The following is a 5,478-nucleotide window of genomic DNA, read 5'->3' on the forward strand; positions in this document are numbered from 1 at the left end:
CCGCCTGAGCCCGGCTCCGGAGCCGCAGCCGCAGGTGCCGGCCGGGGGCGGCCGGGGGCGGCCGGGCCGGTGACCGTTTCCGTGCGGCCGGGCCCGGGCGGTTTGGGCGGGCCCGTGCCGCGGGTGAGAAGCTGTGCGCGTCGCCGGCCGTGCAGGGCCGGCCCGGGACGGGGAGCGGAGTAGCGCGCATGCGGGTGGTCATCGCCGAGGACTCGGTGCTGTTGCGGGAGGGGCTGACCCGGTTGCTGACCGACCGGGGCATGCAGGTGGTGGCCGGGGTCGGGGACGGCGAGGCCCTGGTGAAGGCCGTGCGCGATCTGGCCTCGGGGCCGGACGGGCTGCCGGATGTGGTGGTGGCGGACGTGCGGATGCCGCCCACCCACACCGATGAGGGGCTGCGCGCCGCGGTGCGGCTGCGCCGGGACTACCCGGAGCTGGGCGTGCTGGTGCTCTCCCAGTACGTGGAGGAGCAGTACGCCACCGAGCTGATCGCCGGTTCCGGGCGCGGGGTGGGCTATCTGCTCAAGGACCGGGTGGCCGAGATCCGGGAGNGGCCGAGATCCGGGAGTTCGTGGACGCGGTCACCCGGGTGGCGGGCGGCGGCACGGCGCTGGACCCGGAGGTGGTGGCGCAGCTGCTGGGCCGCAGCCGCCGGCACGACGTGCTGGCCTCACTCACTCCCCGTGAGCGCGAGGTGCTCGGACTCATGGCGGAGGGGCGCACGAATTCGGCCATCGCGGCGGCCCTGGTGGTCAGCCACGGCGCGGTGGAGAAGCACGTCAGCAACATCTTTCTGAAGCTGGGTCTGGCGCAGAGTGACACGGATCACCGCCGGGTTCTGGCCGTACTGGCCTACCTGAATTCCTGACCGGGTGGCAGGCTGTCCCGCAGCCTTGCTGACAAGTAGCCCAACAAGCTTTCCGCACCCCCTGGAAAACCCCTGCTCCGCAGAGAGTTGAGGGTTTCTAGAGGAATGTGCGGAACACTCAACAGGGAGTGGGATAGGGAACAGGAGTCGGGGCAGAGCACGTTCATGAGGAGTACACGGATGTCTCAGAACCGGGTCCATCATGTGATCAGCCCCGAGGAAGGCAAGCCTTACCCGCGTACGATGGCCCAGATGAGCCGCCTCAAGGGAGTGCTACTGACGTGACCAGCCAGGTCGAACCGGCCGCCCGGGACAGCGAGCCCGGCCACCAGCCGGAGCGCGACGCGGGGGAGCCGCGGGAAACGCCGGGAAAGGCGGGAAAGAAGGCCGTACGGCGCCTGGACCGGGTGATCATCCGGTTCGCGGGCGACTCCGGCGACGGCATGCAGCTCACGGGTGACCGTTTCACCTCCGAAACGGCCTCCTTCGGCAACGATCTCTCCACCCTGCCGAACTTCCCGGCCGAGATCCGCGCCCCCGCGGGGACCCTGCCGGGCGTTTCCTCGTTCCAGCTCCACTTCGCCGACCACGACATCCTCACTCCGGGTGACGCCCCGGACGTGCTGGTGGCCATGAACCCGGCGGCGCTGAAGGCCAATGTGCCGGACCTGCCGCGCGGCGCGGAGATCATCGTCAACACCGACGAGTTCACCTCCCGGGCGATGGCCAAGGTCGGCTACGGCGGCAGCCCGCTGGAGGACGGCTCGCTGGACGCCTACCGGGTGCACCCGGTGCCGCTGACCACCCTCACGGTGGAGGCCCTGAAGGACTACGGCCTGTCCCGCAAGGAGGCGGGCCGGTCCAAGAACATGTTCGCCCTCGGCCTGCTGTCCTGGATGTACAGCCGCCCGACCGAGGGCACCGAGCAGTTCCTGCGCACCAAGTTCGCCAAGCGGCCGGAGATCGCCGAGGCCAACATCGCCGCCTTCCGGGCGGGCTGGAACTTCGGCGAGACCACCGAGGACTTCGCCACCGCCTACGAGGTGGCCCCGGCGTCCTCCGCGTTCCCGGCCGGCACCTACCGCAACATCTCCGGAAACCTGGCGCTGTCCTACGGACTGGTCGCCGCGTCTCAGCAGGCGGACCTGCCGCTGTTCCTGGGCTCCTACCCGATCACCCCGGCGTCCGACATCCTGCACGAGCTGTCCAAGCACAAGAACTTCGGGGTGCGCACCTTCCAGGCCGAGGACGAGATCGCCGGCATCGGCGCCGCGCTCGGCGCGGCCTTCGGCGGCAGCCTGGGCGTGACCACCACCTCCGGCCCGGGCGTGGCCCTGAAGTCGGAGACCATCGGCCTGGCGGTGACCCTGGAGCTCCCGCTGCTGGTCGTGGACATCCAGCGCGGCGGCCCGTCCACCGGCCTGCCCACCAAGACCGAGCAGGCCGACCTGCTGCAGGCCATGTACGGCCGCAACGGCGAGGCTCCGGTGCCGATCGTCGCCCCGGCCACCCCGGCCGACTGCTTCGACATGGCGCTGGAGGCGGCGCGCATCGCGCTCACCTACCGCACCCCGGTCTTCCTGCTCTCCGACGGCTACCTGGCCAACGGCTCCGAGCCCTGGCGCATCCCGGACCTGGAGGACCTGCCGGACCTGCGGGTACGTTTCGCCACCGGCCCGAACCACACGCTGGCCGACGGCACCGAGGCGTTCTGGCCCTACAAGCGGGACCCGCAGACCCTGGCCCGCCCCTGGGCGGTGCCCGGCACGCCCGGTCTGGAGCACCGCATCGGCGGCATCGAGAAGCAGGACGGCACCGGGAACATCTCCTACGACCCGGCCAACCACGACCACATGGTCCGCACCCGGCAGGCCAAGACCGACGGCATCCGGGTGCCGGACCTGACCGTGGACGACCCCTCCGGCTCCGCCCGCACCCTGGTGCTCGGCTGGGGCTCCACCTACGGCCCGATCACCGCCGCGGTGCGCCGCATCCGCCGCGCCGGCGGGACCGTCGCCCAGACCCATCTGCGCCACCTCAACCCCTTCCCCGGCAATCTCGGGGACGTGCTCCGCGCTTACGACCGCGTGATCGTGCCCGAGATGAACCTGGGGCAGCTGGCCGCGCTGCTGCGCGCCAGGTACCTGGTGGACGTCCGCTCGCTCACCCAGGTCACCGGACTTCCGTTCAAGGCCGAGCAGCTCGAAACCGCCCTCAAGGAGGCGAGCGATGCCCACTGAGGCCCTCTCCCTGGTCCCCCGGTCCGAGACCAAGCAGTCGCAGAAGGACTTCAAGTCCGACCAGGAGGTCCGCTGGTGCCCGGGATGCGGTGACTACGCGGTGCTGGCCGCCGTGCAGGGCTTCCTGCCGGAACTCGGCCTGGCCCGGGAGAACATCGTCTTCATCTCCGGCATCGGCTGCTCCTCCCGCTTCCCGTACTACATGAACACCTACGGGATGCACTCCATCCACGGCCGGGCGCCGGCCATCGCCACCGGGCTGGCCGCCACCCGCCGCGACCTGTCGGTATGGGTGGTGACCGGGGACGGCGACGCCCTGTCCATCGGCGGCAACCACCTGATCCATGCCCTGCGGCGGAACGTCAACCTCAAGATCCTGCTGTTCAACAACCGGATCTACGGGCTGACCAAGGGCCAGTACAGCCCCACCTCCGAGGTCGGCAAGATCACCAAGTCGACCCCGATGGGCTCGCTGGACGCGCCCTTCAACCCGGTGTCGCTGGCGCTGGGCGCGGAGGCCTCCTTCGTGGCCCGCACCATCGACTCCGACCGCAAGCACCTCACCGAGGTGCTGCGCGCCGCCGCCCAGCACCCGGGCACCGCGCTGGTGGAGATCTACCAGAACTGCAACATCTTCAACGACGGCGCCTTCGAGGCGCTCAAGGACCGCAAGCAGGCCCAGGAGGCCGTGATCCGGCTGGAGCACGGCAAGCCGATCCGCTTCGGCCTGCCCTGGGCCGAGGAGGACGGCGGCGACGGCCTCGGCTCGCAGGGCGTGGTCCGCGACCCGGCAACCGGCGACCTGGCCGTGGCCGACCTGGCCGCGGCGGGCAGCGCCGAGGGCGTGCTGGTGCACGACGCCCACGCCGCCTCGCCCACCACCGCCTTCGCCCTCTCCCGGCTCGCCGACCCGGACACCCTGTACCGCACCCCGATCGGCGTCCTGCGCGACGTGCGCCGCCCGGTGTACGACACCCTGATGGCCGAACAGCTGGAGAGCGCGGTGGAGCGCCAGGGCAAGGGTGATCTGGCGGCTCTGCTGGCCGGCAACGACACCTGGACCGTCCACGGCTGAGCGGGGCACCCGCACCTCCGCCGCGGCGGACGTCCCCCGGACCCACCCGTACGGTCCGGGGGACGCGCCTGCCCGCGCCGGGCGCCGGTGCTGCCGGACGTGTCCGATCTCACGTCACCGCCAGGACCGTAACCGGATAACGCGAATGACAGACGGCGGCCCGCACGCTTACCGTCATGCTGGGGGTCCACCGGCCGCCGCCGGCCCCCTCGTGACGAAGGAGACGATCGGCGATGCAGGCGGACGCGGCACAGCGGAAAGGCCCGGACACACCCCCGCCCCACAGCGGTGACCCCACCGGTGACCCCAGCGGGAGCACCGGCGGGGTCGCGGACGCGGGCGCGCGCGCCGCCCGGCGGACCGGCCTGGCGCTCGGCCTCACCGCCTTCGGCATGTGGGGCCTGCTGCCCGTCTACTGGCACGCGCTGGACGCCACCCCGCCGGACGAGTTGCTGGCCCACCGCATGGTGTGGTCGCTGCCCAGCGCGCTGCTGCTCCTGCTGCTGGTCCGCCGGTGGTCCTGGATCAGGGACCTGCTGCGCCGCCCCCGGCGGCTCGCCCTGGTGTTCCTCTCCGCCGCCCTGATCTCCCTCAACTGGTACCTCTTCATCTGGACCGTGGCCAACGACCGGGTCATCGAGGCCTCGCTGGGCTACTTCATCAACCCGCTGATCACCATCGCCATCGGCGTGCTGCTGCTGCGCGAACGGCTGCGCCCGGCGCAGTGGACGGCGGTCGGCATCGGCGCGTCGGCGGTGCTGGTGATGTCCGTGGCCTACGGCCAGGTGCCCTGGCTGGCGCTCTCCCTCTCCGTCTCCTTCGCCGTCTACGGCCTGGTCAAGAAGCAGACCGGGCTGGACGGCCTGGAGGGCTTCAGCGCGGACGCGGCGCTGCAGTTCCTGCCCGCGCTGGGCTATCTGCTGCTGCTCGGCTCGCGCGGCGAGTCCACCTTCACGGGCGAGGGCGCCGGACACACCCTGCTGCTGGTGGGCACCGGCATGGTCACCGCGCTGCCGCTGATCTTCTTCGGTGCCGCGGCGGTGCGGGTGCCGCTGTCCACCGTCGGGCTGATGCAGTACCTGGCACCGACCACCATGTTCCTGCTCGGGGTGCTGGCCTTCCACGAGGAGATGCCGCCGGAGCGCTGGGCCGGCTTCCTCCTGGTGTGGACCGCGCTGACCCTGCTGACCTGGGACGCGCTCCGCCAGTCCCGGCTGTCCCGGGCCGCTCTGCGCGCCGCCCGGGAGCGCGCCGGGGCCACCGCCGCGGCGCGGCCGGACGGCGCGGGCGCCGGC

General features: G+C 71.8%; 3 protein-coding genes and 1 pseudogene. All 4 read left to right on the top strand.

Translation table 11 applies throughout. From position 1 onward, the window contains the following. Positions 1 to 188 precede the first annotated feature (188 nt). Positions 189 to 868 (top strand): annotated as a pseudogene (locus GQS09_RS26595) (LuxR C-terminal-related transcriptional regulator). Positions 869 to 1,149: 281 nt separating this feature from the next. Then, positions 1,150 to 3,108, top strand: a complete 1,959-nt coding sequence (locus GQS09_RS26600; RefSeq protein WP_165990089.1) for a 2-oxoacid:acceptor oxidoreductase subunit alpha — start codon at positions 1,150 to 1,152, stop codon at positions 3,106 to 3,108. Beyond that, positions 3,098 to 4,183, top strand: coding sequence for a 2-oxoacid:ferredoxin oxidoreductase subunit beta (locus tag GQS09_RS26605; protein WP_165990090.1), 1,086 nt, complete (start codon positions 3,098 to 3,100; stop codon positions 4,181 to 4,183). Before GQS09_RS26600 ends, GQS09_RS26605 begins: the two co-directional genes overlap by 11 nt. A 233-nt stretch (positions 4,184 to 4,416) precedes the next feature. Continuing rightward, positions 4,417 to 5,478 (top strand): EamA family transporter RarD (gene rarD / locus GQS09_RS26610; protein WP_165990091.1); only part of this gene is annotated, 1,062 nt, incomplete at its 3' end.

Source organism: Streptomyces sp. YIM 98790 (assembly GCF_011421595.1).
Classification (GTDB): domain Bacteria; phylum Actinomycetota; class Actinomycetes; order Streptomycetales; family Streptomycetaceae; genus Streptomyces.